At 63.6% G+C, this 26,517-nt stretch carries 20 protein-coding genes and 1 pseudogene; 17 read left to right on the top strand and 4 right to left on the bottom strand.

Annotated elements, in window-relative coordinates; all coding sequences use genetic code 11:
• From AC1KVG_RS21060 to AC1KVG_RS21070, 3 genes are all read left to right on the top strand, one after another.
• Positions 1-619 (top strand): nucleoside hydrolase (locus AC1KVG_RS21060; protein WP_481095712.1); only part of this gene is annotated, 619 nt, incomplete at its 5' end.
• Positions 620-691: 72 nt separating this feature from the next.
• A complete protein-coding gene (locus AC1KVG_RS21065) occupies positions 692-934 on the top strand; it encodes a type B 50S ribosomal protein L31 (protein WP_043889669.1) in 243 nt (80 codons plus the stop codon).
• A 229-nt stretch (positions 935-1,163) separates the two neighbouring features.
• On the top strand, positions 1,164-2,453 hold the full coding sequence (locus AC1KVG_RS21070) for a citrate synthase (RefSeq protein ID WP_023902577.1): 1,290 nt from the start codon (positions 1,164-1,166) through the stop codon (positions 2,451-2,453).
• A 101-nt stretch (positions 2,454-2,554) separates the two neighbouring features.
• Here the strand turns inward: AC1KVG_RS21070 and AC1KVG_RS21075 are convergent, their stop codons facing one another.
• Positions 2,555-3,205 (bottom strand): hypothetical protein, encoded by a 651-nt coding sequence (locus tag AC1KVG_RS21075; protein ID WP_023902578.1) that lies wholly within the window; start codon positions 3,203-3,205, stop codon positions 2,555-2,557.
• 216 nt (positions 3,206-3,421) lie between these two features.
• Positions 3,422-5,848, bottom strand: coding sequence for a penicillin-binding protein 1A (locus AC1KVG_RS21080; protein WP_481095713.1), 2,427 nt, complete (start codon positions 5,846-5,848; stop codon positions 3,422-3,424).
• Positions 5,849-6,063: 215 nt separating this feature from the next.
• On the opposite strand from AC1KVG_RS21080, the gene AC1KVG_RS21085 reads away from it, so the two are divergent.
• The 13 genes from AC1KVG_RS21085 (at position 6,064) to tkt (ending at position 22,564) form a co-directional block, all read left to right on the top strand.
• On the top strand, positions 6,064-7,122 hold the full coding sequence (locus AC1KVG_RS21085) for a pilus assembly protein PilM (RefSeq protein ID WP_043888921.1): 1,059 nt from the start codon (positions 6,064-6,066) through the stop codon (positions 7,120-7,122).
• Positions 7,122-7,889 (top strand): PilN domain-containing protein, encoded by a 768-nt coding sequence (locus AC1KVG_RS21090; RefSeq protein WP_481095714.1) that lies wholly within the window; start codon positions 7,122-7,124, stop codon positions 7,887-7,889. Before AC1KVG_RS21085 ends, AC1KVG_RS21090 begins: the two co-directional genes overlap by 1 nt.
• Complete coding sequence (locus AC1KVG_RS21095) at positions 7,886-8,551, top strand: type IV pilus inner membrane component PilO (protein WP_481095715.1); 666 nt, start codon at positions 7,886-7,888, stop codon at positions 8,549-8,551. The genes AC1KVG_RS21090 and AC1KVG_RS21095 overlap by 4 nt, the downstream gene beginning before the upstream one ends.
• A complete protein-coding gene (locus tag AC1KVG_RS21100; protein ID WP_006451353.1) occupies positions 8,548-9,081 on the top strand; it encodes a pilus assembly protein PilP in 534 nt (177 codons plus the stop codon). The genes AC1KVG_RS21095 and AC1KVG_RS21100 overlap by 4 nt, the downstream gene beginning before the upstream one ends.
• A 19-nt stretch (positions 9,082-9,100) precedes the next feature.
• The gene (locus AC1KVG_RS21105; protein WP_481095716.1) at positions 9,101-10,978 is read left to right on the top strand and encodes a type IV pilus secretin PilQ; all 1,878 of its coding nucleotides are present in this window, start codon (positions 9,101-9,103) and stop codon (positions 10,976-10,978) included.
• Positions 10,979-11,139: 161 nt separating this feature from the next.
• Complete coding sequence (locus tag AC1KVG_RS21110) at positions 11,140-12,159, top strand: AAA family ATPase (protein ID WP_023902584.1); 1,020 nt, start codon at positions 11,140-11,142, stop codon at positions 12,157-12,159.
• A gap of 22 nt (positions 12,160-12,181) precedes the next feature.
• Entirely contained in the window at positions 12,182-13,144 is a 963-nt protein-coding gene (locus AC1KVG_RS21115; protein WP_481095717.1) for a DUF58 domain-containing protein, read from the top strand.
• Positions 13,145-13,146: 2 nt separating this feature from the next.
• Entirely contained in the window at positions 13,147-13,608 is a 462-nt protein-coding gene (locus AC1KVG_RS21120) for a DUF4381 domain-containing protein (RefSeq protein ID WP_481095722.1), read from the top strand.
• Positions 13,605-14,612 (top strand): vWA domain-containing protein, encoded by a 1,008-nt coding sequence (locus AC1KVG_RS21125; protein ID WP_074058172.1) that lies wholly within the window; start codon positions 13,605-13,607, stop codon positions 14,610-14,612. The genes AC1KVG_RS21120 and AC1KVG_RS21125 overlap by 4 nt, the downstream gene beginning before the upstream one ends.
• Positions 14,609-16,462 carry a tetratricopeptide repeat protein gene (locus AC1KVG_RS21130; protein WP_481095718.1) on the top strand — a complete coding sequence of 618 codons (1,854 nt, stop codon included), beginning with the start codon at positions 14,609-14,611 and terminating at the stop codon, positions 16,460-16,462. The genes AC1KVG_RS21125 and AC1KVG_RS21130 overlap by 4 nt, the downstream gene beginning before the upstream one ends.
• Positions 16,459-18,204 carry a BatD family protein gene (locus AC1KVG_RS21135; RefSeq protein WP_481095719.1) on the top strand — a complete coding sequence of 582 codons (1,746 nt, stop codon included), beginning with the start codon at positions 16,459-16,461 and terminating at the stop codon, positions 18,202-18,204. Before AC1KVG_RS21130 ends, AC1KVG_RS21135 begins: the two co-directional genes overlap by 4 nt.
• Positions 18,205-19,046: 842 nt before the next feature.
• Positions 19,047-20,327 carry a dicarboxylate/amino acid:cation symporter gene (locus tag AC1KVG_RS21140; protein WP_172839275.1) on the top strand — a complete coding sequence of 427 codons (1,281 nt, stop codon included), beginning with the start codon at positions 19,047-19,049 and terminating at the stop codon, positions 20,325-20,327.
• A gap of 236 nt (positions 20,328-20,563) precedes the next feature.
• Complete coding sequence (gene tkt / locus AC1KVG_RS21145) at positions 20,564-22,564, top strand: transketolase (RefSeq protein WP_481095720.1); 2,001 nt, start codon at positions 20,564-20,566, stop codon at positions 22,562-22,564.
• A gap of 108 nt (positions 22,565-22,672) precedes the next feature.
• Here the strand turns inward: tkt and AC1KVG_RS21150 are convergent.
• Positions 22,673-22,852, bottom strand: a pseudogene (locus tag AC1KVG_RS21150) (alpha/beta hydrolase); the annotation flags it as partial.
• A gap of 198 nt (positions 22,853-23,050) precedes the next feature.
• Between AC1KVG_RS21150 and fhuE the strand changes: the two are divergent.
• Complete coding sequence (gene fhuE / locus AC1KVG_RS21155) at positions 23,051-25,243, top strand: ferric-rhodotorulic acid/ferric-coprogen receptor FhuE (RefSeq protein WP_481095721.1); 2,193 nt, start codon at positions 23,051-23,053, stop codon at positions 25,241-25,243.
• A 285-nt stretch (positions 25,244-25,528) separates the two neighbouring features.
• On the opposite strand, the gene AC1KVG_RS21160 is transcribed toward fhuE, so the two are convergent.
• A complete protein-coding gene (locus AC1KVG_RS21160; RefSeq protein WP_481095723.1) occupies positions 25,529-26,500 on the bottom strand; it encodes a LysR family transcriptional regulator in 972 nt (323 codons plus the stop codon).
• Positions 26,501-26,517: the final 17 nt, after the last annotated feature.

The raw sequence follows: 26,517 nt of genomic DNA on the forward strand, positions 1-26,517 counted from the left end.
GCTGGCCATCCTGCGCCTGTCGCATGAGCACGCGGGCAAGCTGTTGCTGGTCGCGCTCGGCCCGTTGACCAATCTTGCCCTGGCACTCACCCTGGATCCGACCCTGCCGCAGCGCGTGGCGCGGCTGGTGGTAATGGGCGGGGCGCTGACCGGGCACGGCAATATCACCGTGGCGGCCGAATTCAATATCGGCTTCGACCCGGAAGCGGCGCATATCGTGTTCCGCGGTTTTCCGCAGTTCGACGTCGCCGACTGGGAGGCCACCATCGCGCACGGCCTGCTGCATCGCGATGTCGAGCAATGGCTGGCGACGGACTCTGCACGCGCGACGTTCTACGAGGAAATCTCGCGCAAGACCCGGCTGTGGTCAGAAGACAGCCGTGGCGAGCACTGGTACGCCGCCGATGCGCTGGCGATGGCCTTCGCGCTGCATCCGGAGGGCGCGCAGCGGCTGGAGCGGCGGCCGGTCCACATCGAGCTGACCGGCACCCATACCCGCGGCATGACCGTGGTGGACTGGAATCGCCGAGATGGCGCGCCCGACAACGCAAACCTGCTGCTGGACTACGACCGCCAGCGGTTCCATGGCCTGGTCGAGGCGGCGTTGGCAGCGGGTTAGGACGCAGCTTGCGCCGGGCAAAGGTAGGCCGCTATAATGACCGGCTTATCCAGGCAGCCCGGCGCCAAGTCCATGAAAGATAACGTTCATCCCAGCTACAACGACGTCGTCTTCCACGACGTGACGTCCGATTTCAAGATTCTGACCCGTTCCACCATGAGCTCGAAAGAGACCGTGAAGTGGGAAGACGGCCAGGACTATCCGCTGATCAAGGTGGATATCTCCTCGGCATCGCACCCGTTCTATACCGGCAAGCACAAGGTGATCGACACCGGCGGCCGTATCGACAAGTTCCAGAAGCGCTACGCGCGCTGAACTTGCAGGACGGGCTGTACCGGCAACGGCCGCGCATTGCGCGGCCGTTGTTTTTTGCGCGGTGACAACTTCGTTTTTACGCCCCGGACGGGTGCGTCTACGACTTCTGTCCAAGCGACGGCCAAAATGTTGCTGTGCGATAATGACGTGATCCGGGGCGATGCCCTGGACTTCCATCACGTGCCTGCCCATTTGGTGACAGGCGCCTTCCACTGAAGGAGCGTACACAGTGTCCGATCTTGATCAGGTCACGCTCAACGCCGGCGACAAGTCGGTTGTTCTGCCGGTACTCAAGCCCACGCTTGGCAATGATTGCGTCGATATTTCAAAGCTGACCAAAGAAACCGGTCTGTTCACTTACGACTCGGGCTTCACCGCCACCGCCAGCTGCAAGTCGGCCATCACCTACATCGATGGCGACAACGGCGTGTTGTTGTATCGCGGCTACCCGATCGAACAGTTGGCCGAGAAGTCCAGCTTCCTGGAAGTCTCGTATCTGCTGATGAACGGCGAACTGCCGACGGCGGATGAGTTCCAGAAGTTCGACCACGAAGTCACGCATCACACGATGATGCACGAGTCGCTGAAGAACTTCCTCGGTGGCTTCCGCCACGACGCGCACCCGATGGCCATGCTGGCCGGTTCGGTCGCCTCGCTGTCGGCGTTCTATCACGACACCCTGGACCTCAACGATCCGGAGCAGCGCCGTCAGGCTGCCATCCGTCTGATCGCCAAGGTGCCGACGTTGGCTGCTGCTGCGTATCGCTATTCGATCGGCTGGCCGATCCGCTACCCGCGCAACAACCTCAACTACGTCGACCGCTTCCTGCACATGATGTTCGAAGTGCCGAGCGAGCCGCTGGAGATCAATCCGGTGGTCGCCAAGGCGCTGGATCTGCTGTTCATCCTGCATGCCGATCACGAGCAGAATGCCTCGACTTCGACCGTGCGTCTGGTCGGTTCGACCGGTGCCAATCCGTACGCCTCGGTCGCCGCGGGTATCACCGCGCTGTGGGGCCCGGCACACGGTGGCGCGAACGAAGCCGTGCTGAAGATGCTGGAAGAGATCGGCACCGCCGACAACGTCGAGTCCGCCGTGGCCAAGGCCAAGGACAAGAACTCCTCGTTCCGTCTGATGGGCTTCGGTCACCGCGTCTACAAGAACTTCGACCCGCGCGCCAAGATCATCCGCGAGATGACCCACAAGGTGCTGGGCGAGCTGGGCGTCAACGACCCGCTGCTGGAAGTGGCGCTGAAGCTGGAAGAAGCCGCGCTGAAGGACGACTACTTCGTGCAGCGCAAGCTGTACCCGAACGTCGACTTCTACTCGGGCCTGATCTACAAGGCGCTGAATATCCCGGTGGAAATGTTCACCGTGATGTTCGCCATCGCACGCACCGCCGGCTGGGTGTCGCATTGGCTGGAGCAGCAGGTCGATCCGGAAATGAAGATCGGCCGTCCGCGCCAGATCTACACCGGCTACGACAAGCGCGAGTATAAGGACGCCGGCCAGCGCTAAGCGCTTGCGGTTGTCTGCTTGAACCAGCGCCCCGCATTGCGGGGCGTTTGCTTTGATGGGTGGGGCGTTGCGGTCGGTCGCCGATCGTTACGGCGCTGCGGTCAGCGCAGCTGTTGCAAAGAGTCGCGACCGTCCTCGTCGGCCAGCAGCTGACGTACTTGCGCGGCCGATGCGCGCGGCATCGGTTTTTCGTCCAGCTGCGATAGCGGTGCCTGGCGCAGCGCGTCGTAGGGCAGCACGGTCAGGTCGAAGGTCAGATCCTCTGCACTAAACAGCCACACCGGGAACTCGCCATTGCGTTCGCGATCCAGGCGCAGCCGGCGCGTGCGTAATTCGGCCGGAATGCGGTGTTCTTCGAGAAACCGCTGCACTGCGTCGGCATCGTCGCTGTGCAGCTGTAATTGCACAGGCGCATTGGCGTCGGCGGTGCCATCGAGCACCGGGCCGGTCAGTCGCGGTTGGAACGGGCCGAGAAACTCCAGTGCACGCAATGCGGCCTCGCGTCGCTGGCGTAGTCGCACGCCATGCGCGGGGCCGGCAAACAGACGTTGATATTCGCGCAATGCGTCTTCGATCTCGCGGTTGCGTGGCAGCGATGCATCGTCATGGATGCCCAATCGGCTGGCCGCCTTGAGCTTGGCTTGATGAAAATCGCGGATGCCGCCTTCGGCCATCAGCCGGGCGGCTTCGTGCGCCAATCGATGGCGACGCTCTCGGGTTCGCGTATCGGCGTGCTCGCGCGCGTGGTGCATGACCGGGCTCCCCTAATGAACCTGGTTCGACTCTACAACAGCCGCATGACGGCGTGGCGAATGCGTCATGTCTTCACTGAAAGGGCAATCACACGTAACGATGATTGCCCAGTGTGCTCTCTGCGGCCGGGGACAGTCGATGTCGCCAAACCGTTCGGGGAACCGGGCGGGCGATGCCGCCGCGATTCCCAAATCCCGAATCCCCAATCCCGGCTCTCAAAAAATATCGAATGCCTTCTCGTCCTGCTGTTCCTGCAGGCCGTAGTCGTAATCCTGCAGACGGTCCAGATCTTCGTTCTTCACCCACTCCACCGCGCCATTGATGGTGGCCTGGGTCATGCCGTCGGGCGGGTCATTGGCGGCGATCGGCTTGTCCTTCAATGCCACGCGCATGTAATCGATCCAGATCGGCAGTGCGGCCTTGCCGCCATACTCGCGATAGCCGAGCGAGCGGAAATCGTCGCGACCCACCCATACCGTAGTGGCGTAGGGGCCGCCGAAACCGGAGAACCAGGCGTCGCGGTGATCGTTGGTCGAGCCGGTCTTGCCGCCCACGTCCTCGCGCCCCAGCACCTTGGCCGCGGTGCCGGTGCCGCGCTGGACCACGTCGCGCATCATCGAGACCAACTGATACGCAGTGCGCTCGTCGATGGCGCGCGGCGCGATCTTGGTTTCGGCAACGGCTGCCGGGGTGGTCTCCGCTGGTGTGGCCGGCGCTGCGGTAGCCGGTTCGATCGACTTGGGCAACGCAGGCGCGCCGAAGTTGAAGCCGTCCACCACCTGGCTGACCGGTGCGGCGGTGCCGCCCTGCGTCGCGCAGGTGCGGCAGGCCACGGCCGGCACTTCCTTGAAGATGACGTTGCCATCGCGGTCCTTGACCTCGTCCACGATCCAGGTCTCCACCCGTGAGCCGCCATTGGCGAACACCGCATAGCCACGCGCGACCGACAGCGGAGTCAGCGACGCGGTGCCCAGCGACATCGACAGGTTGGGCGGCAGCTCCGCTTCCTGGAAGCCGAACTGGCTGATGTACTTGCGTGCGAAATCGACGCTGATTGCGTCCAACAGCCGCACCGAGACCAGATTGCGCGATTGCACCAATGCCTCGCGCAGGCGCATCGGGCCGCGGAAACCGCCGCCGTCGTTCTGCGGCGACCAGGTCTTGCCGCGGCGGTCGCGGAACACCACCGGCGCATCGAGCACGATCGAGGCCGGATTGAAGCCCTTCTCGAACGCGGCCGCATACACGAACGGCTTGAAGCTCGAGCCCGGCTGGCGACGCGCCTGGGTGGCGCGATTGAACTTGTTGCCGGCAAAGCTGAAGCCGCCGACCAGTGCACGCAGGGCGCCGCTGTTGGCGTCCAGCGACACCAGCGCCGCCTGGCCGCGCGGCAACTGGTCGATGATCCACTCGCCTTCTTTTTCGCCGGCGCGGATGCGGGTCAGGTCGCCGCGCGTCAGCAGCTTGGCCGGCGTCTTGTTGGTCCAGCGGCTGGCGCTGGCCGGTAGGGTCAACTCGGTCTTGTCGCTCTGTACCACGGTCACGCCGCCGTCGGCGTTGGTGCGCGCCACGATCACCGCGCGCAGGCCGCCCTGGGTGAACACGCCCGACAGATGCTTGGCCAGGGCCGGCGCATCGGCATCGGCGGCCACGTCGAAATGCTGCTCCACGCCGTGCCAGCCATGCCGGTGGTCGTACAGGCGCAGGCCTTCCGCGATCGCCGCATCGGCGCCGGTCTGCAGCGTCGCGTCGATGGTGGTGGTAACGTGGTAGCCCTTGTTGAGCACGTCGCCGCCGTACTTGGCGATCATTTCCTGGCGCACCAGCTCGGCCACATAAGGCGCATAGACCTCGACCGGCGGCTCGTGCGGCTTGGCGTGCATCGGTACCGCCTTGGCGGCGTCGGCTTCGGCCTGAGTGACAAAGCCCAGCTCGGCCATGCGTTGCAACACATAGTAATCGCGCCGTTCCTGCGCACGCTCCGGGTTGCTGATCGGGTTGCCGCTGGACGGGAACTTGGGGATACCGGCCAGCGAAGCCATCTCATCCAGGCTCAACTCGCTCATCTTCTTGCCGTAGTAGTACTCGGCCGCGGCACCCACGCCGTAGGCGCGGTTGCCGAAGAAGCTCTTGTTGAGATACAGCTCGAAGATTTCGTCCTTGCTCAGTTCACTCTCGATTTTGCGCGCCAGCAGGATCTCGGCGAGCTTGCGGGTGTAGCTGTACTCGGAACTGAGGAAGAACTGGCGCGCCACCTGCTGGGTGATCGTCGACCCACCCGGCACGCGCTTGGCGTCGGTGGTGGCCAGCAGCCAGACCGCACGGCCGATGCCTTTGTAGTCCACACCTCCGTGCTGGTAGAAGCGCGCATCCTCGGTCGCCAAAAAGGCCTGCTTGAGGCGCAGCGGCACGTCCTTCATCTGGATCGGGTAGCGCCGGGTCTCGCCATACACGGCCATCAGGCGGCCGTCGCTGGCATAGACGTACATCGGCTCCTGCAGCTCGACCTGCTTGAGCGACTGCACGTCCGGCAACTTCGAGGAAATGGCGTAATACAGGCCGCCGGCAGCAATAGCGCCAAGCAGTGCGAGCACGACGAGCGTGGCCAGGATCCAGCCCAACCAACGGCGAATACGGGGCATGTAAGAGAGATTCCGATTGCAGATTTCTTGGTCACAGAGTATAGATGACGCCGGGTTTGGCTGGGGCCGAACTCTGGGGATCGCAGAAGATAGCGCTGGGGATCACGTCGCGGGGCCATTGCTTTGCGCGTGAAGGGCTTGTCAACTGTTAAAATTTGATTATTAATACGCGGGCGCAGACATGCGTCCAAGTGCCCGTCGGCAGGGGAGTTTCCGTGGGGCTTCTACCCAAGAGTCAATCGCCACTGATTGGTGTCGATATCAGTTCCACTGCGGTCAAGCTCTTGCAGCTGTCGCGTAGCGGGAATCGTTTTCGCGTGGATCATTACGCGGTGGAACCGTTGCCGCCGAACGCGGTTGTGGAAAAGAACATCGTCGAAGTGGAGGCGGTGGGCGAAGCCATTCGCCGCGCCATCAATCGTTCCGGCAGCAAGGCCAGGAACGCGGCTGCGGCCGTGGCCGGGTCGGCGGTGATCACCAAGCTGATCCCGATGCCGGCCGATCTGGACGACAGCGATATGGAAGCCCAGGTCGAACTCGAGGCCACCAATTACATTCCGTACCCGATCGAGGAAGTGAATCTCGATTTCGAAGTGCTTGGCCCGATGCCCAACAGCCCGGACATGGTCCAGGTGCTGCTGGCTGCCTCGCGTTCGGAGAATGTGGAACTGCGCCAGTCCGCGCTGGAACTCGGTGGCCTGGTTGCCAAGGTGATGGACGTGGAGGCCTTTGCGGTCGAAAACGCATTTGCCCTGGTCGCCAGCGAGCTGCCGGTGGCTGCCGATGCAGTGGTTGCGCTGGTGGACATCGGCGCGACCATGACCACGCTGAGCGTGCTGCGTTCCGGTCGCAGTCTGTATAGCCGCGAGCAGGTGTTCGGCGGCAAGCAGCTCACCGATGAAGTGATGCGCCGTTACGGCCTGACCTATGAAGAAGCCGGCCTGGCCAAGCGTCAGGGCGGTTTGCCGGAGAGCTACGAGGTCGAAGTGCTGGAGCCGTTCAAAGAGGCGACGGTGCAGCAGATCAGCCGCCTGTTGCAGTTCTTCTACGCGGGCAGCGAATTCAATCGTGTCGACTGCATCGTGCTGGCCGGCGGTTGCGCCGCGCTGTCGCGCCTGCCGGAGATGGTGGAAGAACAGCTCGGCGTGACCACCGTGGTCGCCAACCCGCTTGCACAGATGACGCTTGGCCCGAAGGTTCAGGCCCATGCGCTGGCGCTGGATGCGCCTGCATTGATGATTGCCACCGGCCTGGCCCTGAGGAGCTTTGACTGATGGCAAGAATCAATCTATTGCCCTGGCGCGCCGAGCGCCGGAAGGCGCGTGAGCGTGAGTTCTATTCGATGCTCGGCTTCGCAGCGCTTGCTGGCGTGCTGCTGTCCGGACTGATCTGGTTCTACTACGACGCGCAGATCAGTGGCCAGGCCGAACGCAATGCGTTCCTGACCACCGAGATCGACAAGGTCAAGGCGCAGAACGAAGAGATCAAGGAACTCGACAAGAAGAAGGACCGCCTGCTTGCGCGCAAGAAGGTCATCGAGGAGCTGCAGGCCAATCGCTCACAGATGGTGCATCTGTTCGATTCGCTGGTGCGCACCATTCCCGATGGCGTGGCGCTGACCAACATCAAGCAGGACGGCGACATCCTGACCCTGGAAGGCCGCTCGCAATCCAATGCGCGCGTCAGTGCCTACATGCGCAACCTGGAAGGCTCGGGCTGGATGACCAATCCTGATCTGTCGATCATCGAGGCCAAGAGCCAGGACAAGGCCGGTCAACCTGCGGGATCGTCGATGGAAACCAAGGCGCTGCCGTACGTGTTCACGCTCAAGGTCAAGTTGGCCAATCCGAACGAGGCCGACAAGAACGGCACCGCGCCCGCGGTGGTGGATCCGGCTGCGCCGGGTGCAACGCCTACTGGTACGACGCCTGCTGCTCCTGCAGCGGCGCCTGCGCCTGCAACGCCGCCGAGTGCACCTGCGGCAGCACCGCAGCCAGCGCCGGCGCCCGCCAATCGGCCGCAGCAGGGGGCAGCGTCATGAGCAAGAAATCCTTCAAGCTCAGCGATCTGGACTTCAACAACATCGGCGGTTGGCCGCAGCAGGCACGCATCGTGTTCTGCGTGATGGTCGGTCTGTTCATCCTAGTGCTGGCCTGGTTCCTGTTGATCAGCGGCAAGCGCGATGAACTCGAAGGCCTGGAAGGCACCGAGACGCAGCTGCGCACCGAGTTTGAGACCCAGCAGGGGCGCGCGGTGAATCTGGAGCCGCTCAAGCAGCAGCTCGCGCAGATGGAACAGGTGCTGCAGCAGATGCTGCGTCAGCTGCCCAGCAAGACCGAGATGCCGGACCTGATCATCGACATCTCGCAGACCGCGTTGTCCAGCGGCCTGTCCAACGAGCTGTTCCAGCCGGGTCCGGAATCGCCGAAGGAGTTCTACGCCGAAAAGCCGATCGCGCTGCGCATGGTGGGCAGTTACCACCAGTTCGGTGCCTTCGTCAGCGGTGTCGCCTCGCTGCCGCGCGTGGTGATCCTGACCATGCACGACATCAACCTCAAGCCGAAGGACCCCAAGGCCGGTATCACCCCGCGCGGGGCGCTGGAACTTTCCGGCACGGTCAAGACCTATCGTTATCTGGACGATGAGGAAATGGCCGAGCAGGAGAAGGCTGCGGCCGACGCTGCGAAGAAGGGCGGCCAATGACCATGAAACTGCTCAAGATCCTGTCCTGCGTGGCGTTAATTGCTGTATTGCCGGCGTGCACGCGCGGTGTGACCAGCACACCGGGCGATGCGCCGAATCTGGAAGCCTGGGTCGCCGAGGTGCGCGCACGTCCGGCGCCGCCGTTGGAGCCATTGCCGGTGATGCAGCAGTTCGAGACATTCGAGTACGCTGCGCAGGTGATGCGCGACCCGTTCAGCGATGCCTGGGTCACTGCGGAAGGCAGCAACGGTACGCGTCCGGATCCGAACCGGCGCAAGGAACCGTTGGAAGCCTATCCGCTCGACGCCCTCGACATGGTGGGGACCATTGGCGGTGGGTCGGGCCTGATTGCGCTGGTGATGGCGCCTGACAAGGTGACTTACCGGGTGCGGCCGGGTGTGTATCTGGGACAGAGCGATGGCCGGGTCACCGGGGTCTACGAAGATCGCATCGAGCTGATTGAACTTGTGCCGGACGGTGCGGGTGGATGGCTTGAACGGCCGGCCGCACTCGCATTGGATGATCAATAAAGTGATAGGGGATAGCACGATGACGTTTTCCAATGCCCGGCGGCTGCGTCCGGTTCGACGCCACGCGATGTTCCAGGCCTGTGCGTTGGGGTTCGCGCTGGCAGTGGCGAGCGGCAGCGCGTTCGCAGCGGCGGCGCTGAAGCAGCCTGCGCAGGATCCGGCCAAGGTCGCTCCGGCGAGTCTGGCGGTGTCCAAGATCGATTTCAAACGTGGCGAGGATGGTTCTGGCCGCCTGATCCTGCAGTTCGACGGCCAGGGCGCCAGCCCGGATCTGCGCACGCAGGGCGACAGCGTGCTGGTCGACATCAGCAACGCCCGGTTGCCTGCCGAACTGCAGCGCCCGCTCAACGTCACCGACTTCGCAACGCCGGTGCAGCGCGTGGAAGTGAAGCCGTCCGGTTCCGGTTCGCAGCTGGTGCTGACCACCAAGGGTGCGTTCGATTCGCTGGCCTATCAGACCGGCAACGAATACGTGGTCGAGATCACCCCGCGCAAAGGCCAGCCGGCGGTTGGTGGCGTGAGCCCCGCAGCGGTCACACAGGCAGCAGCGCAGATCGCTGCGCGCGGCTACAGCGGCCGCCCGGTGACGTTCAACTTTCAGGACGTGCCGGTGCGCACCGTGCTGCAGCTGATCGCCGAGGAGTCCAACCTCAACATCGTCGCCTCCGACACCGTACAGGGCAATGTCACGCTGCGCCTGATGAACGTGCCGTGGGACCAGGCGCTGGACATCGTGCTGCGCGCCAAGGGCCTGGACAAGCGCCGCGACGGTGGTGTGGTCTGGGTCGCACCGCAGCCGGAGCTGGCCAAGTTCGAGCAGGATAAAGAAGACGCCCGCATTGCGATCGAGAATCGCGAAGAACTAATCACCGATTATGTACAGATCAATTACCACAATGCGTCGTTGATCTTTAAGGCGCTGACGGAGGCCAAGGGGATTGGTGGCGGTAGTGGTGGGCAGGGTGGTGGTGGACAAGGCCAGCAGGACAACGGCTTCCTGTCGCCGCGCGGCCGTCTGGTTGCCGACGAACGTACCAACACCTTGATGATCAGCGATGTACCAAAGAAGGTCGCGCAGATGCGCGAGCTGATTTCGCACATTGATCGCCCGGTGGATCAGGTGCTGATCGAGGGCCGTATTGTCATCGCAACAGACTCGTTTGCGCGGGACCTGGGTGCCAAGTTCGGGCTGGGTGGCACTCATACCTACGGTGACAACGTTGCGACAATCGGTAGTGGCGCAACAGGTGGTGGTGTTGCTGCTGGAAGAGGGCTCAACGTGAACCTGCCAACTGGTGCTTTCACAAGTGGAGCAACCGCCCCGAGTCTTGCCTACACGCTTCTGGGTTCGAACTTCAACCTGGATCTTGAATTGTCTGCTCTGCAGCAGGAAGGACGCGGCGAAGTAATTTCCAATCCCCGAATCGTTACTTCCAACCAGCGCGAAGGTGTCATCAAGCAGGGACGCGAAATTGGCTATGTCACAATTACCGGTGGCACTGCAGGGCAGGCAGCAACGCCTAACGTCCAGTTTAAGGAAGTGCTCCTGGAACTGAAGGTAACGCCTACAATCACCAACGACAATCGTGTTTTTCTTAACATGAATGTCAAGAAGGACGAGGTTGACCAGTTAATTGAACTTCCAAATTACGGTACGGTTCCGTCGATCAATCGTCGCGAAATCAACACCGCCGTACTGGTGGATGATGGTCAAACTGTTGTTATCGGTGGCGTCTACGAGTTCACCGACCGTTCCAGCGTCAACAAGGTTCCGTTCCTGGGGGACGTACCGTTTCTTGGCAACCTCTTCAAGAGTCGGGGCCGTAACAAGAGCAAGGCAGAACTGTTGATTTTCATTACACCGAAGGTGTTACGTGTGGCGTCAGCGGTGCGCTGATACAGCGCGTTGACAATGCCACGCACACAAAAAGCCAGGCATGTCATGTGCCTGGCTTTTTCTTTGCCTCCCTGTGCAGACTGGTATGAACTCGGTCACTCACTGAACATCTTCCTGTTCTTCAGTGAACCAATCGCGCTCGAATCGGTCACACTGAGTCTATGAACGCACCGCCGCTGCTACCCCCAGAAGCCGCCGCCGCGCCCACCGAGGACCGGCTGCATCGTCAATTCACCTTGCTGCGCGAGTCGCTGACGCAGCGCATCGTGGGCCAGTCTGCGCTGGTCGAACGGCTGCTGATCGCCTTGCTGGCCGATGGTCATTTGCTGGTCGAAGGCGCGCCCGGGTTGGCCAAGACCACCGCGATCCGGGCGCTGGCCTCGCGGCTGGAAGCGGATTTCGCGCGGGTGCAGTTCACCCCGGATCTGCTGCCTTCCGATCTGACCGGTACCGAAATCTGGCGGCCGCAGGACAGCCGTTTCGAGTTCATGCCTGGGCCGATCTTCCATCCGATTCTGCTGGCCGACGAGATCAACCGCGCGCCGGCCAAGGTGCAGTCGGCGCTGCTGGAGGCGATGGGCGAGCGCCAGGTCACTGTGGGCCGGCATACCTATGCGTTGCCGCAGCTGTTCCTGGTGATGGCAACGCAGAACCCGATCGAGCAGGAGGGCACGTTCCCGTTGCCCGAGGCGCAGCTCGATCGCTTTCTGATGCATGTGCGTATCGGCTACCCGCAGGCGGATGCCGAGGCGGAGATTCTGCGCCTGGCGCGCGAAGCCGCACGCGATACGCTGGAAAAGCATGAGACGGTGCCCGACAAGATTCCGCTGGAAGACGTCTTCGCTGCGCGACGTGTGGTGCTGGATGTGCATCTGGCGCCGCAGCTTGAGCGCTATCTGATCGAGATCGTGCTGGCTTCGCGCGATGCGCAGCGCTACGACCCGGCATTGGCGCGGCGGATTGCCTGGGGCGCAAGCCCACGTGGTTCGATCGCGCTGGAGCGCTGCGCACGTGCGCGTGCGTGGCTGGCGGGGCGCGACTACGTGACGCCGGACGATATCCGCGCGATTGCGCCCGACGTGCTGCGCCACCGCGTGCTGCCCAGCTACGAAGCCACCGCCGAAGGCTGGGATGGCGAACGCCTGGTCGCCGCCCTGCTGGAAAAGATTCCGCTGCCCTGATCGGGTAGCGTGTCGCTGAGGTATGCCGCCCTCTCGCCAGAATCCGATGTCTTCGATGCCGTCTCCACCCTCTGCAATTGTTCCGTCGTCCGTCGCCGGCGATGGTCTGCGCCCGACGCTTGCGGAGTTGATCGCGCTGCGCGGCACCGTGACCCATCGCGGTCAGCCAGGCCGCGGCCGGCATGGCTTGGTGGGGCCGGTGCCGGCGGCAACGCGCGGGCGCGGGATGGAATACGCCGAATCGCGCGAGTACGTGGCCGGCGACGATGCGCGGCATATCGACTGGCGCGTCACCGCGCGCACCGGGCGAGCGCATACCAAGCTCTTCCAGGCCGAGCGCGAACGCTTGAGCCTGATCGTGGCCGACACCGCGCCATCGCTCTTCTTCGGCACACGAGTGCGCTACAAATCGGTGCAGGCGGCGCGTGCGGGGGCCGTTGCGGCGTGGTTGGCGCAGCGGCAGGGCGACCGCATTGCCGCACTGCGTGGCACTGCCAGTGAAGCACCGATCGCGCCGCGTTCGGGCCAGCGCGGCGTGCTGCCGGTACTGGACGCATTGGCGCGCTGGTATGCGCAGCCGCCGTCGGGCGATGCCGGGCTGGATGTCGCCTTGGATCATGCTGCACGCTTGCTGCGCCCCGGTGCGCGGCTGACCGTGTTGGCCGATGCACGTAGCGCCAGCAAGATCTCGGAGGCGCGCTGGTCGGGCTTGGCATTGCATCACGAAGTCGTGGTGATCGTGCTGGTCGACCCGTTGGAATTGGCACCACCTGCACGTGCACTCACCTTCGATGTGCGTGGCGAGCGCATTGCGATCGATCTCTCCACGCAGGCCGGATGCGCGCGCTGGCAGGCCGAATTCGTCGCGCCGCTGGAGCAACTGACGTCTGTATTGCAGGCACGCGGTGTGCGTTTGCACCGCCTGTCTACCGACGATGCCAGCGATGCCTGGTTGGGCGGCAGTAACGCCGTGCGGGGTCGATGACAATGGCGCCGCAATCGCTCCCGTTGCGCGATGTCCATCTGCCGCCGTCGCCGTCGTGGTGGCCGTTGGCGATGGGGTGGTGGTTGGTACTCGCTGCAGTGGTGCTGGTGTTCGGTGTCGCATGGTTCTGGTGGTGGCGTCGTCGTCGGCAGCAGCGCCGATGGTTGGCGGCATTCGATGCCGAACTGCAGAACACGACAACTCCCGCGCAGCGCTTGGCGACGCTGTCGGTGTTGTTGCGGCGTGCGGCGCGCAGCGTCGATGCGCAGGCCGATCGGTTGCAGGGCGAGGCGTGGTTGCAGTTTCTGGATGGCCGCAAAAGCAAGACCCATGCGTTTTCGCAAGGGCCGGGCCGCGCCGTGCTGGATGGCGGATTTCAACGCGCGCCGGCGGTTGCAGATCTGGATGCGGTGCAGGCACTGGCGCGACAGCGTTTTCTGAGTCTGATGCGGGGCCAGCGATGAACTGGCTGCAGTGGTCGCAATGGCAGGACGCGCTCGCGCACTGCGCGTGGCCGTGGGCATGGTGGTTGATGCCGCTGCCGTTACTGATGTGGTTCTGGCCGCAGCGGCGTGCCGACGCGGCTGCGCTGCGCGTGCCGTACGCCGACCAATTGCACGCAGTTGCACAGGCGCAACGTGTGCCGGCATTGCGGATGCCGCGCTGGTTGGCATGGTTGGGCTGGTTCTTGTTGTGTGCGGCGCTTGCGCGTCCGCAACAACTAGGCGAGGTGATCCAGCCGCCGCGCGAGGCGCGACAGATGATGCTGGCGGTGGATCTGTCCGGCAGCATGAGCGAGCCGGATATGGTGCTCGGCGGCAGCGTCGTCGATCGCCTGACGGCGGCCAAGGCGGTGTTGTCGGACTTTCTGGATCGCCGCGAAGGCGATCGTGTCGGCTTGTTGGTGTTCGGCCAACGCGCCTATGCGCTGACGCCGTTGACCGCGGATCTGACCTCCGTGCGCGACCAGCTAGCCGACAGTGTGGTGGGCCTGGCCGGGCGCGAAACCGCGATTGGCGATGCGATTGCGTTGTCGGTCAAGCGGCTGCGCGAGCAGAAACAGGGGCAGCGCGTGGTGGTGCTGCTCACCGATGGCGTCAACACCGCTGGCGTGCTCAATCCGCTGAAAGCCGCCGAACTTGCCAAGGCCGAAGGCGTGCGCGTGCACACCATCGCCTTCGGTGGCAGCGGTGGTTACTCGTTGTTCGGCGTGCCGATTCCGGCCGGTGGCAATGACGATATCGATGAAGCCGGGTTGCGCAAGATCGCCGAACAGACCGGCGGGCGCTTCTTCCGAGCACGCGACACCGAGGAACTGGCCGGCATCTATGCCGAACTGGATCGGCTGGAACCGGTGAAGGCAATGGGGCCATCGGTGCAACCGCGCGTGGAGCGCTATTACTGGCCGTTGGGTGCTGCCATCGTGATTGCGCTGCTTGCCTACGTGCTGCCGCGGAGATGGCGATGAACGCGCTGACCGAGCTGACAGCGGCATTGCAGTCGTTGCATCTGCTGCGCCCGACCTTGCTATGGGCGCTGCTGGCCATCGTGCCGGCAGCGCTGCTCTGGCACCTGCGCCGACGCGATGCGGAGGTATGGCGGCACAGTGTGGATGCGCATCTGTTGCCCAAGTTACTGGTATCCGGTGGTCAGCGCGGATGGCTCGGCTTCGTGCTGGCTGCGTTGACGTATGCGCTTGCAGTGGCGGCAATGACCGGGCCGAGTTGGCGGCAGGTCGAGCGGCCGGTGTATCACTCCAGCATGCCGCTGGTGGTGGCGCTGGATCTGTCGTCCAGCATCAATGCCAACGATTTGCCGCCATCGCGCTTGCTGCAGGCGCGCGCGAAACTGGCCACGCTGTTGCGCAAGCGCGCCGGTGGCGAAGTCGCGCTGCTGGTCTATGCGGGCGAAACCTTCACCGTTGCACCGCTCACTGAAGACACGGCCAATGTGGCGTTGTTTCTGGACGCGTTGTCGCCATCGGTGATGCCGGTGGATGGCAAGCGCGCCGATGCGGCGATCGATGCGGCCACGCAGTTGCTGGTGCGGGCGGGCTTCAAGCAAGGCGACATTCTGTTGGTCAGCGATAGTGCGGATCGTGGGGCCGGCAGTTCTGCACGGCTGGCGCATTCGCGTGGATTCAGCGTGTCTGCGCTGGGTGTGGGTAGCGAGCGCGGCGCTGCCTATCGCACAAGTACCGGCGAAATCGCACAGGCGAAACTGGACGAAGCCAGCCTGCGCGATCTGGCCGGGCAGGGCGGCGGGCGTTATGCGCGCATTGCAGCGGATGATTCGGATTTGCGTGCGCTGGGGGTGCTCGATCCTACGCAGCAGCCCTTGGCCGATGAAGCGGCCGAGTCCAATGGCGGCAAGACCTGGCTGGACGAGGGCTACTGGCTGCTGCTGCCGGTGATGCTGTTGGCGCTGCTGGCGTTCCGACGTAGTGCGGTTGTGGCGGTACTCGCATTGGTGTGTGTGTTGCCGTTGGCCCAGCCCGCGCACGCTGCAGAGAGTACGTTGTGGCAACGCGCCGATCAGGTGCAACAACAACGTCTGGATGCAGGCGTGCAGGCGTATCGCAAAGGCGATTTCGCCGCGGCACAGAAAGCGTTTGAAGGTGTGCCCACCGATGAGGGCCTGTACAACCTTGGCAACGCGCTGGCCCGGCAGGGGCAGTACGACGAAGCGATTGCGGCGTACGACCGTGCGCTGAAGCAACACCCCGACCAGCAGGACGCCATCGCCAATCGTGCGGCGGTGGATGCGGCGCGCAAGCGTCAACAGCAGAACAACAAGGACGGCAAAAGTCAGGACGGCAAGGGCCAGTCCAAAGACCAGAAGCAATCCGGTCAGAACAAGCTCGGCCAAAATCAGTCCGGGCAAAACAAACAAGACAACCAAAACGCTGGCCAGGATGGGCAGGGCAAGCAGGACGCCCAAGGCAAACAGGACAGCAAGGACCAGCCGTCTTCGGCGCAGATGCCGCAGGATGGAAAGCCGCAAGACCAGCAATCCAAGAATGGTCAAGGCGAGCAGAGCAAACAGGACGCGCCGCCGCAGTCGGCCGATGCGCAGGCGCAGCAGCAGGCCGATGCCGCGCAGCGACAAAAGATGCAGCAGGCGATGGCGCAGGCCGGCGATAAGAGCGCCGATGCAAACGGCAAGCAGGAAGCCGCAGCCGTCAGCGAGACGCCGGAACAGCGCGAGCAACGGCAGGCGGTGGATGCCTGGTTGCGGCGCGTTCCTGACGATCCGGGCAGCTTGCTGCGCACCAAATTCAGGCTGGAACACGAACGCAGGCAACGGGACGGACGATGATCGGCACACACCACTTACGCCGCGCGGCGATCGCGATGCTGGCCAGCATGGTGATGCTCGCTTCCGCACCCGTCGGTGCGGTGACGCGCGCCTGGCTGGACCGCGACAGCGCCAATGCCGGCGACGTGGTGATGTTGAATATCGAAACCGATCAACGCGGTGTCGATCCGGATTACACGCCGTTGCGCAACGATTTCGCGCTGGGTGCCAAGAGCGCCAACCAGCAGATGCAGGTGACCAATGGATCGGTCACGGTGCGTGCGTTGTTCGGCGTGGTGTTGACGCCGCGCAGGAGCGGTGAGCTGATTGTGCCGGCGATACGCGTCGGCAACGAGCGCACCGAGCCGCTGCGGTTGCAGGTGGTTGGGGCGTCAAACAATGCGGGCACCGGCAGCGCTGGTGGCAGCGCGCCAGGCGGGCCGAGCGCGGCGCAGGGCAATGAAGACGCCTTCGTCGAAACGCAGGTGGACGACCCGCAGCCCTACGTGCAGCAAAGTGTGGGCGTGGTGGTGCGTTTGTACTTCGCTACGCAGCTGGCCTCCGGCGAGTTGGATCTGGAAGCGCCCGATGGCGCATCGCTGCAGCGCATTGGCGATGACGTCAGTTCGGTCAAGCTGGTCAACAATCGTCAATACAACGTGGTGGAGCGGCGCTATTTGCTGGTGCCCGAGCGCAGTGGGCGCTTGCTGTTGCCGTCGGCGCGTTTCAATGGGCGTTCGGTCGGTGGTTTTTTCGATGATTACTTCGGTCGTGGCAATGGCGAGCTGACTGCGCGCAGCGCCAGCATTCCGCTGCAGGTGCGTGCGCAGCCGGCCAACGCGCCGCAGCCGTGGCTGCCGCTGCGCAGTCTGCAGCTGCGTTACACCACCACGCCGCAGCGCGCGACTGCTGGTGAAGCGGCGCAGATCGTGGTGGAAGCCAGCGCACGCGGCGCCACCCAGGCGCAGTTCCCGGAATTGCCTACTCCGAGCGTGCCTGACGCGCAGGTGTTTGCCGAGCCGGCGCAGTACGAGGAACGCTTCGTGGACGGTTCGCCGCAGCTGCGGCTGACCCGGCGCTATTCGATCGTGCCCAACCGCGCTGGTCCACTGGTGGTGCCGGGTTTGCAGGTGGCGTGGTGGGATGTGGGCGCAGCGGCGGCCAAGACTGCATCGCTGCCGGACCTTACGTTGGATGTGGCTGCGGGTAGCGGTGCGTTTGCGGCGCCCGCGCCTACGCCAGCAGCAAACCCGTTGCCGGATAACGTTGTGCGAGCTCCTGCGGCCAGCACGCTCAGCCTGCAGCAACCCGCCGCTGCGCAACGGCCGTGGGGCTGGATCGGTGCGGCGATCGGTTTCGCGTTGTTGTGGGTCGCCACGCTTGCGTGGGCGTTGCTGCTGCGTCGCGGCGGTTCGCGCGGTGCGCCGGTGACCAATGGCAGCGATGCACCCGCCTCCGGTCGTGCCACCCATGGTGTGGCCGAATTGCGGCGCGCGCTCGATACCGGCGGGATGGACGATGTGGCGGCGGTACTCTGCGGCATGGCCGGTGTTGCCGACATCGACAGTGTGCTGGCCGCGTTGAGCGACCCGGCCCAGCGCGCAGCAGTGGCGCAGATGCAGCGCGCGCGCTGGGGCGGCGATGGTGATGTGGCCGCCGCGCGTACAGCGTTGCGCGAGGCTTTTTCCAAAGGCCCGCGTTGGCGCCATGCAACGGCTGCGGAACCGGAGGTATTGGCGCCGCTGTATCCGCCAGCGCGTTGATCGGCTGCGCTGCAGCGACAGTGGCTAACGGGTTCTTGGATGGTCGCCAAGCCGTGTAGCGTTGCGACTCGTTGATTCCGGTTACACGTGGGTTGCTGATGTGTCGATGAAAGCAGAGCTCTGGGGTTGCGGCTTGGCTGCAGGGTCCTTGCCCGCCCACCATCGCGGGACACGCCGCAAGTACGTCCGTGTAGGCTCTTACGCGGCATCCATGCCGCGTAAGGTCCCGCGACGGTGAGCGGGCAAGGACCAATCGAGAGTGTCGGTGTGCATGGTTGCAAGCGGTGCAATACGCGCTTTTTTTTAGATGACGGCGCGAATGATGGCGCTCCTGATCAGCGTCGCAACGCGAACGAATAACAGGCAGGCTTTCAACGAAGCAGCCTACGAACTCTCTGGTGCGGTGCCCTCGCCGATTGCGGGACCATGTGGCGGCATGGATGCCGCCACTGAGCCTCCAGGGACGGATTCACGGCGTGTCCCGCGAGCGGCGAGGGCACCGCGCACTCGACCAACCAGGTTTTTGATCTAAAGCTAGAAGGCACCGTGCCCTCGACCAACCAGGCTTTGGGCTGCATCTAGCAACGGCAAGACTCGAAATCTTTGCCACTTCAAGCTGATTAGATGATGTGGATGCGCCAATTGCAGATCGATTAGGGCAGCAGCCTGGTTGCAGGACTCTCGCCCGCTCCCGCTCCCGCTCCCGCGCCAACGCCTGCATCACCTGACGTCGAGAGGGACACCTACCCTCGGGCAGGCGCGTAGCGGCACGTCGGGTAGGTGGCCGCATCGATGGCGTTTGTTAAGCTCCGGCCTTTGTGTACAGATCAAGGCCCGACCAGATGACTGCATCCCCAGCCGCACGCCGCCCGGGCCTGCCCCTGCATTGGAAGATGGGCATTGGTTTCGCCGTCGGCCTGGTGTTGGGGTTGGCCGTCTACTACCTTGCCGGCAGCGATGCCGACTGGGTGCGCACGGTGACCAAGTACGTCACCACTCCGTTCTCGCAGATTTTTCTCAATCTGATCTTCATGCTGATCGTGCCGCTGCTGTTTTCGGCATTGGTGATGGGCATTTCCGAAATGGGCGACATCCGTGCGCTCGGCCGTGTGGGTTGGCGCACCTTGGGCTACACCGTCGTGCTGTCCGGTGTGGCGGTGTTGCTCGGCCTGGTGTTGGTGAATGTGCTCAAGCCTGGGGCTGGCGTGGATCCACAGCTGGCTAATCAGTTGATCCAGGAAAACGCCGAGCGCACCCGCGAGATCATTTCCAGCTCCGGCACCCAGCCGCAGGGCATGGACATGCTGTTGTCGATCGTGCCCAGCAACGTAATCGCTGCGGCGTCCAGCAATGGCGCGATTTTGTCGCTGATGTTTTTTGCGGTGATGTTCGGCGTGGGCATGGTGCTGACCGCGGATGAAAAAGTCGCCACGCTCAAGCGCGGCATCGAGGGCATCTTCGAAATCTCGATGACCTTGATCGGCTTGGTGATTCGCCTGGCGCCGTATGCGGTGGCCTGTTTCATGTTCAATCTGGCTGCGCTGTTCGGCTTCGATCTGTTGATCCGCCTGGGCGCCTACGTGGGCGTGGTGGTGTTGGCGCTGGGCCTGCACATGGTGGTCAGCTACGGGCTGGCAGTGAAGTTCGCCGGGCGTTCGCCGATCGGCTTCTTCAAGCAGACCCAGGAGGCCACGATGATGGCGTTCTCCACTGCGTCCAGTAATGCGACCCTGCCCACCGCCTTGCGCGTGGCCGACGAAATGGGCCTGCCGCCACGCGTGTCGCGCTTTGTGCTGACGGTGGGCGCCACCGCCAACCAGAACGGCACCGCGCTGTTCGAAGGGGTGACGGTGATCTTCCTGGCGCAGTTCTTCAATGTGGACCTGAGCATCGGCCAGCAGTTCATGGTGATGCTGGTCTGCATCCTGGGTGGCATCGGCACCGCGGGTGTGCCGTCGGGCTCGCTGCCGGTGGTGGCGCTGATCTGCGCGATGGTCGGGGTCAACCCGGTCGGCATCGGCATGATCCTGGGCGTCAATCACTTCCTGGATATGTGCCGCACGGCGTTGAATGTGACCGGCGATCTGGCGTTGACGACGTTGGTGGCGAAGGGCGAGGAGTAGGGATTCGGGATTCGGGATTCGTTGGAGCGGGCTGTTGCGATCGTCAGGTGCCAGGTCAGGTCTTGCGGTGTTGCGATAGCGTCTCGGCCGCCAGTTGCACCGTTGTCTAGTGGACGAGGCTGCAGAGGCTCCAGCCTCACCAATCCCGCCTCCCAATCCCGGCTCCCTAACGCGCTCTGTGGGAGAATAAGCGGCTCCGCTTCCAGCGGTGTTCCCCTCCGCTTCCATAGACGCCCATGACCCAGCCCACCCGCCGCCAGCTGGCCAACGCCATCCGTTTTCTTGCCGCAGATGCGGTCGAAGCCGCCAAATCCGGCCATCCCGGCATGCCGATGGGCATGGCCGATATCGCCGAAGTGCTGTGGAACGATTTCTTCCGGCACAACCCAAACAACCCGCAGTGGTTTAACCGCGACCGCTTCGTGCTGTCCAATGGCCACGGGTCGATGCTGCAGTACGCGCTGTTGCACCTGTCCGGCTACGACCTGCCGATCGAGCAGCTCAAGCAGTTCCGTCAGCTGCACAGCAAGACCGCCGGCCACCCCGAGCGCAGCGAGACCCCAGGGATCGAGACCACCACCGGTCCGCTCGGGCAGGGCTTCGCCAATGCGGTCGGGTTCGCGCTGGCCGAGAAGTTGCTGGCGCAGCGCTACAACCGCCCGGAGCTGGAAATCGTCGACCACCGCACCTGGGTGTTCATGGGCGATGGCTGCATGATGGAAGGCATCTCGCACGAGGCCGCCTCGCTGGCTGGCACCTGGGGCCTGGGCAAGCTGGTTGCGTTCTGGGACAACAACCACATTTCCATCGACGGCAACACCGATGGCTGGTTCAGCGACAACACGCCGGCGCGTTTCGAGGCCTATGGCTGGCACGTGATCCGTGATGTGGACGGGCACGATGCCGAGAAGATCAAGGCCGCCATCGAAGCCGCGCTGGAGAACACCGACAAGCCGACCCTGATCTGCTGCCGCACCAAGATCGGCTTCGGTGCGCCCAGCAAGGCCGGCAAGGAATCCTCGCACGGCGCGCCGCTGGGCAAGGAAGAACTGGAAGGCGCACGCAAGGCGCTGGAGTGGCCGTACGGCCCGTTCGAAATTCCCGAAGAGATCTACGCCGGCTGGCGTGCAGGCGGCACCGGCACCCTGCGTCAGGCCGAGTGGGAGCAACTGTTCGACAAGTACGGCAAGCAGTATTCGGCCGAAGCTGCCGAGCTGACCCGTCGCTCGCACGCCGAGTTGCCGGCCGACTTCATCGCCCAGGCCGATGCCTACATCGCCAAGGCGCAGCAGGACGGCCAGACCATCGCCTCGCGCAAGGCCTCGCAGCTGGCGATCGAAGCGTTCGCCCCGCTGTTGCCGGAACTGATCGGCGGTTCGGCCGATCTGGCGCATTCCAACCTCACGTTGTGGAAGGCCAGCAAGTCGGTGGCCACCGACGACCCGGATGCCAACTACGTGTACTACGGCGTGCGCGAGTTCGGCATGACCGCTATTGCCAATGGCCTGGCGCTGCATGGCGGCTTTATTCCCTTCGACGCCACCTTCCTGGTGTTCAGCGATTACGCGCGCAACGGCGTGCGTATGAGCGCGCTGAATCCGGCGCATGCCATCCACGTGTACACGCACGACTCGATCGGCCTGGGCGAAGACGGCCCGACCCATCAGCCGGTGGAACATCTGGCCTCGCTGCGCTACATCCCCAATAACGATGTGTGGCGCCCGGGCGATGCGGTGGAATCGGCGGTGAGCTGGAAGGCCGCGATCACCCGCAAGGACGGCCCGAGCTGCCTGGTGTTCAGTCGCCAGAATCTGCAGCACCAGCCGCGCAGCGACGCGCAGCTCAAGCTGATCGAACGCGGTGGCTACGTGCTGGCCGATGCCGAAGGCGGCGCGCCGGACGTGATCCTGATCGCCACCGGTTCGGAAGTCCGCCTGGCGGTGGAAGCCAAGCAGACCCTGGATGCGGCAGGCCTGAAGACACGCGTGGTGTCGATGCCGTCCACCGATGTGTTCGATCGCCAGGATGCGGCGTATCGCGAGTCGGTGTTGCCGAACGCGGTGCGCAAGCGCGTGGCGGTGGAAGCGGGCGTGACCGGCTTCTGGCGCAAGTACGTGGGCCTGGATGGAGATGTGGTCGGCATCGACACTTTCGGTGCTTCGGCGCCGGCGGATCAGCTGTATGCGTACTTCAAGATCACGGCCGAGCATGTGGTTGCGGCAGCCAAGGCGCTGTAAGGCCTCGCGTGTTGCGCTGAAGAAAAAAGCCGGCGAAAGCCGGCTTTTTTGTTGAATCTCGTGAGCGATGCGCGGGTGCGTCATCGTTCAACGGAAGCGTGGCGTGCTTCAGTGCGCGTCGTTGGCCAGCGCCGAGGCGCGGATCCTGGTCAGCACCTTCAACTGTGCCTCCATCATCGGCGGGTTGGGATCGTGCCCGGTCCGTGGCAGCAGCAGGAATTGCTTGCTCGGAGCAGAAAGACCATCGAAGTACGCCTTGCTGATCTCCGCTGGAGTGACCAGATCCTGCGAAACGCGCTCCCATCCAGGTAGCGCTCGCTTATGTCAAGCAAATGCTAAAAAATGTCAACCCAGCTATTTAAAATGTGAATCATTCCCATTAAAATGGCGCGCTGCCGCTGGTAGGGCACACCGTTTCCTCCCCCTTGTTGCCGGCGCGGCGTCTTCGCAGCGCGTGGTCTGATTCCGTCTGCGTTGGAGTTCCCGATGATCCGTAGTACCGAGTTGCGTCTTGTTTCCATGGGCGCGCGTCGTCATGCCCTGCCGCGCGCGCTGTTCGCTGCGCTGTGCACGCTGGCCGCTGGCCAGGCATTGGCCGAGACGCCCGTTGCCGCCGCCGATGCCGAGGTCACCACGCTGGACCGGCTGATTGTGCAGGGCGAACAGGCCAAGGGCTATACGGTGGAGAAGACCACCGCCGGCACGCGCATGAATCTGTCGCTGCGCGAGATTCCGCAGTCGGTCACCGTGATCACCCGTGACCGCATGGATGACCAGAATCTGCAGAGCATCACCGACGTGCTCAACAACGTCACCGGCATCTCGGTGGCGCAGAGCGACAGCGAGCGGCTGGAATTCTTCGCACGCGGGTTCTACATCGACAACTACCAGTTCGACGGTATCCCGGCCTATATGGAGCAGGCCTGGAGCTACGGCGATTCGGCGCTGGACGTGGCGTTGTACGACCGTATCGAAGTGGTGCGTGGCGCCACCGGCCTGCTCACCGGCTCGGGCAATCCGTCGGCCTCGATCAATCTGGTGCGCAAGCACGCGCTCAGCCGCAACTTCACTGGCACCGTGTCGGTCGGCGGCGGCGATTTCAACAAGACCCGCAGCGTGGCCGATGTCACCGTGCCGCTGAGCCCAGAAGGCACCGTGCGCGCGCGCGTGATCGGCGTGTATCAGGATGGCGAGTCGGATATGGACCGCTACAGCATGCGCAAGAAGATCGGCTCGGCGATCATCGATGCCGACCTCACCGACAGCACCTTGCTGAGCGTGGGCTACGAGTACCAGAAGAAGGAATCGAACGATGTCACCTGGGGCGGCTTCCCGCTGTTCTACAGCGATGGCACCCGCACCAACTACGACCGCTCGTTCAACCCGGCGGCCGACTGGACGTTCTGGGATACGCGTCTGCAGCGCACCTTCGCCAGCTTGCAGCAGAGCTTCGACAACGGTTGGAACCTCAAGGCCAATCTGAGCCACGAGAAGACCGAAGCGGCCAATCATCTGTTCTATCCGTTCTATACGATCTTCGGGTTCGACCGCGCCACCGGTGGCGGCGTGGTGCCGTATTCGGGCAACTACCTGACCGAGCGCAAGGCCGATGGTGCCGATGTCTATGCGGAAGGCCCGTTCCAGCTGTTCGGCCGCGAGCATCATCTGGTGGCCGGCGCCAGCTACAACCGCCGCGAATACGTCAACAACGGCACCTTCGATTTCCCTGCGCCGCTGGACAGCTACTTCGGCTGGACCGGCGCGTACCCGGAACCCAACTGGAGCCCGCGCACGGTGCAGAGCGACGGCACCATCAAGCAGAAGGCCGCTTACGTGGCCGCACGCTTCTCGCTGGCCGATCCGCTGACGCTGCTGGTGGGCGCGCGCTATACCGATTGGCAGATCGATGGCCGCAACTTCGATTCGACGACGCAAGGCCTGGTGCCGTTCTCCGACACCCAGACCGAAGTCACCCCGTACGCCGGCCTGGTGTACGACATCAACGATGTGTGGTCGACCTACGTCAGCTATACCGAAATCTTCAATCCGCAGACCCTGCGCGATGCCAATGGCGGCTATCTGGACCCGTTGAGCGGCAAGGGCTACGAAGCCGGCATCAAGGCAGCGTGGTTCGACGACAAGCTCAACGCCTCGCTTGCGGTGTTTCGCATCGAGCAGGACAACCTGGGCGTGGCCACCGGCGGCTTCGTCCCCGGTAGCAGCGAATCGGCGTATCAGGCCGCCAACGGCGTGGTGAGCGAAGGCTTCGATTTCGAGATCTCCGGCCGCGTGACCGCTGGCTGGAACACCACCTTCGGCGCCTCGCACTACACCGCTCGTGATGACGACGGCACCTCGATCAACACGCATCTGCCGCGCACCACTCTCAAGCTATTCAACAGCTACACCCCGCAAGGTGCGTGGAGCGATCTCACGTTGGGGGGCGGCGTCAACTGGCAGAACCGCTCGTACTACGTGGACCCGGTGTACGGCACCTTCCAGCAGAGCGCCTATGCGCTAGTCAGTGCATTCGCGCGCTACCGGTTGTCGCCGCAGTTTTCGGTGCAGCTCAATGTCGATAACCTGCTCGACAAGCGCTATTACTCGCAGTTCAACGGCGGCTATGGCGCATGGGGCGCATCGCGCAACGGCATGCTGACCTTCAACTACACGTTCTGATCGCAGACCAGGCTGGGCGCGATTTCAGCGCCTGGCCTGTTGTTGCAACGATTCAGGCACCTTGCAAAAGGTGCCTGTTTTTTTGTGTCTGCATCCCTGCTGGGTGATCGTAGATCTGCTGCGCTTTCTACTGCCTGTGCTGCGTGCTGACATCAGTTTGCTTCGGTGGTGCCGAGCTGGCGCGCAAGCGGAAGCCTTTCCCGCAAGTGTCGGCACGTTGCATAGACTTGCCTGCACACGCACACGCGAAGGCGTGCCGGCAATCGCATCGACTGTGGCCCAGGGCTACAGCGGTTCCAGATGCGGCGCCATCACTTCTGCCACCCAATCCATGAACGCGCGCACGCGTTGCGGCAGGTGGCGACGCTGCGCGTAGAGCAGCGTGACCGGCATCGGTTCGGGCGCGATGGCGGCCAGCACCTCGATCAAGGCGCCGCTTTCCAGGTGTGCACGTAACGGGCTGGCCGGCGCCTGGATGATGCCCAGGCCCGCCAATGCGGCAGCAAGATACGCATCGCCATTGTTCACCGTCACCGGGCCGCGCATCGGTAGCAGTTGATAGGTCTGCCCGTCGTCATACTCGAAGCCGGGCGAACGCTGGCCCAGCGTCGTGACGTAATGCACCAGATCGTGCTGCGCCAGATCGTCCAGACAGCGCGGTATGCCACGCCGCGTCAGGTAATCCGCACTGGCGCAGTTGATGATGCGAAACGCGCCGAGCGGTCGCGCGACCAGGTTGGTGTCTTCGAGCGTGCCCACGCGCAACACGCAATCGAAGCCTTCGCGCACCACATCCACGCGGCGGTCGGTGCCGCTGATCTCCACTTCCAGTTGTGGATGCAGTGCCAAAAATACCGGCAAGGCGGGAATCACGAAATTGCGCGCAATGCCGGACGACATGTCCACCCGCAAGCGCCCTCGCAACTGGCCACGGTCGCGCTGAAACATGCCTTGCAACTCGTCCATGTCATCGAGCAAATCGCGGCTGCGCTGATAGAACGCGGTGCCGTCGCCAGTGAGTTGCACGCGGCGTGTAGTGCGATGCAACAGCTGGGTACCGAGCGACGCTTCAAGCCGTTGCACGGCAGTGGAGACGCTGGCCTTGGGCAGGCCCAAGGTTTCGGCGGCGCGGGTAAAACTGCCGAGCTCGGCCACACGCAGGAATGCGCGCAACGACTCCATGGTGTCCATCGATTGGTCGACACTCTTGAACGGTGCAATCAGCCTGAGCTGATTTATGCGGCGCGGCAAGCGCAATAGTCTTGCAACGACGC

It is taken from the genome of Xanthomonas sp. NCPPB 3959 (assembly GCF_056675575.1).

What these genes read in the sequence shown, in the direction of transcription:
- AC1KVG_RS21065 (WP_043889669.1), top strand. Translation starts at nt 692, where the DNA reads ATGAAAGATAACGTTCATCCCAGCTACAACGACGTCGTCTTCCACGAC.
- AC1KVG_RS21075 (WP_023902578.1), bottom strand. Translation starts at nt 3,205, where the DNA reads ATGCACCACGCGCGCGAGCACGCCGATACGCGAACCCGAGAGCGTCGC.
- AC1KVG_RS21080 (WP_481095713.1), bottom strand. Translation starts at nt 5,848, where the DNA reads ATGCCCCGTATTCGCCGTTGGTTGGGCTGGATCCTGGCCACGCTCGTC.
- AC1KVG_RS21090 (WP_481095714.1), top strand. Translation starts at nt 7,122, where the DNA reads ATGGCAAGAATCAATCTATTGCCCTGGCGCGCCGAGCGCCGGAAGGCG.
- AC1KVG_RS21095 (WP_481095715.1), top strand. Translation starts at nt 7,886, where the DNA reads ATGAGCAAGAAATCCTTCAAGCTCAGCGATCTGGACTTCAACAACATC.
- AC1KVG_RS21100 (WP_006451353.1), top strand. Translation starts at nt 8,548, where the DNA reads ATGACCATGAAACTGCTCAAGATCCTGTCCTGCGTGGCGTTAATTGCT.
- AC1KVG_RS21105 (WP_481095716.1), top strand. Translation starts at nt 9,101, where the DNA reads ATGACGTTTTCCAATGCCCGGCGGCTGCGTCCGGTTCGACGCCACGCG.
- AC1KVG_RS21110 (WP_023902584.1), top strand. Translation starts at nt 11,140, where the DNA reads ATGAACGCACCGCCGCTGCTACCCCCAGAAGCCGCCGCCGCGCCCACC.
- AC1KVG_RS21115 (WP_481095717.1), top strand. Translation starts at nt 12,182, where the DNA reads ATGCCGCCCTCTCGCCAGAATCCGATGTCTTCGATGCCGTCTCCACCC.
- AC1KVG_RS21120 (WP_481095722.1), top strand. Translation starts at nt 13,147, where the DNA reads ATGGCGCCGCAATCGCTCCCGTTGCGCGATGTCCATCTGCCGCCGTCG.
- AC1KVG_RS21125 (WP_074058172.1), top strand. Translation starts at nt 13,605, where the DNA reads ATGAACTGGCTGCAGTGGTCGCAATGGCAGGACGCGCTCGCGCACTGC.
- AC1KVG_RS21130 (WP_481095718.1), top strand. Translation starts at nt 14,609, where the DNA reads ATGAACGCGCTGACCGAGCTGACAGCGGCATTGCAGTCGTTGCATCTG.
- AC1KVG_RS21135 (WP_481095719.1), top strand. Translation starts at nt 16,459, where the DNA reads ATGATCGGCACACACCACTTACGCCGCGCGGCGATCGCGATGCTGGCC.
- AC1KVG_RS21140 (WP_172839275.1), top strand. Translation starts at nt 19,047, where the DNA reads ATGACTGCATCCCCAGCCGCACGCCGCCCGGGCCTGCCCCTGCATTGG.
- tkt (WP_481095720.1), top strand. Translation starts at nt 20,564, where the DNA reads ATGACCCAGCCCACCCGCCGCCAGCTGGCCAACGCCATCCGTTTTCTT.
- fhuE (WP_481095721.1), top strand. Translation starts at nt 23,051, where the DNA reads ATGATCCGTAGTACCGAGTTGCGTCTTGTTTCCATGGGCGCGCGTCGT.